Source organism: Burkholderia sp. LK4 (assembly GCF_001043615.1).
In the GTDB taxonomy this organism is placed as follows: Bacteria; Pseudomonadota; Gammaproteobacteria; order Burkholderiales; family Burkholderiaceae; genus Burkholderia; species Burkholderia cepacia.
This window is the reverse complement of the sequence record NZ_LDUL01000166.1, coordinates 1-1,301: the sequence shown is the minus strand read 5'-3', so window position 1 is coordinate 1,301 and position 1,301 is coordinate 1. Positions and strand designations below refer to the sequence as shown.

Genomic DNA, 1,301 nt, shown 5'->3' with positions numbered 1-1,301 from the left:
CCGAATCCCCCTGCACGGCCGCCCCCGCACCGGATACCGCGACGCGCCCCGCAACGAATATGACGGAGACACAATGGCAGTAAGACTCTTTGGATGCGGATTGCTGGCACTGACGTTCGCGTCGACGGGCTGGGCCGCCGAGCACTACGTCGAAGTCTGGAACCCGCCCGAGGCGCGGCAGCCGGCCGCCCGCACGCCGGCCGCGCACACCGGCGCCGATGCACGCGCCGGCAAGAGCGTGGAGAAGCACGCGAATGCCACACCGAAAGCCGCGGTGAAACCGCACAAGCGCCGTGTCGCGCAGGCGGTGAAAGCCGGCTCGCATCGTCCGCCCGCCACCGCGGCCGAGACGCCGGCCGCACCGCGCCCCGTCGCGCAGCCCGCACCGGGACGCCTGACGGTCATGCAGCCGGCTGCGCCCGATGCGCAGCACGCGCTGAATTACTCCGACATCCCGCGGCAATACACACCGGACGGCAACGTGCTGCGTGTCGGCACGCACAACCGCTCTGCGGAGGTGACTCGATAATGGAAGCGCAAACCTACCACGGCTACCAGATCTGGGGCCACGCGATCCTGCAGCAGGACGAGATCCTGCAGCCCGAGCGCTTCGCGGCGAGCGGCACGATCACGCAGAACAACAAGCTGGTGGAGGCGTCCGGCGTGCTCGGCGTGTTCGACACCGAGGACGACGCGCGCGAAGCGGGGCTCGAATGGGCCCGCGCCTGGATCGACAGCCACCGCTGAGGGTGCGCGACCTGCGCGCCGTGGTCGACGCCGGACACGAGTCGGCCGCGAGCCGGCAATGAAAAAGGGGCGTCATCGACGCCCCTTCGTCATTCGAACCAGGACAACTCAAGCCGCGGCCCGTGGCGGTCGCACCGCCGCCTGCGGCCGGCCGACGAACCGTGCCAGCCCGACAATCGCGGCCAGCGTCGCGAGGTACGCGACGATCTGGATGCCCGCCGGGCGCGCGGTATAGCCGATCAGCGTATGCAGCGCCTTGCCGACGATGCTCGATTCCTTGAGCAGCCACGACGTATCCCAGACCGCATCGCCCCACGACGGCACGAGGCCTGCCGCGAGCAGGAAGCCGACGCACTGGCTGGCCATCCCCGCCGCGAGCAGCACGATCAGCCAGTTGGTGACGGAGAACAGGCGCTTCAGCGGAATCTGCAGCAGGCCCGCATACATCCCGTAGCCGAGCCCGGCGCCGCCGAGCACGCCGAGCAGCCCGCCGACGATCATCTGCGGCGTCTGTCCCGGATCGCCCGCCGCGATGCCGTACAGGAACAGCACGG

At 69.9% G+C, this 1,301-nt stretch carries 3 protein-coding genes; 2 read left to right on the top strand and 1 reads right to left on the bottom strand.

Translation table 11 applies throughout. From position 1 onward, the window contains the following. Nucleotides 1–73 precede the first annotated feature (73 nt). Nucleotides 74–529: a hypothetical protein gene (locus tag VK92_RS38610; protein WP_048025392.1), complete on the top strand. Its 456-nt coding sequence runs from the start codon at nucleotides 74–76 to the stop codon at nucleotides 527–529. Beyond that, the gene (locus VK92_RS38605) at nucleotides 529–747 is read left to right on the top strand and encodes a hypothetical protein (RefSeq protein ID WP_021162109.1); all 219 of its coding nucleotides are present in this window, start codon (nucleotides 529–531) and stop codon (nucleotides 745–747) included. The genes VK92_RS38610 and VK92_RS38605 overlap by 1 nt, the downstream gene beginning before the upstream one ends. Nucleotides 748–855: 108 nt before the next feature. Here VK92_RS38605 and VK92_RS38600 read toward each other — a convergent pair. Then, nucleotides 856–1,301, bottom strand: a 446-nt coding sequence (locus tag VK92_RS38600) for an FTR1 family protein (RefSeq protein WP_048468257.1), incomplete at its 5' end; no start/stop codon positions are given.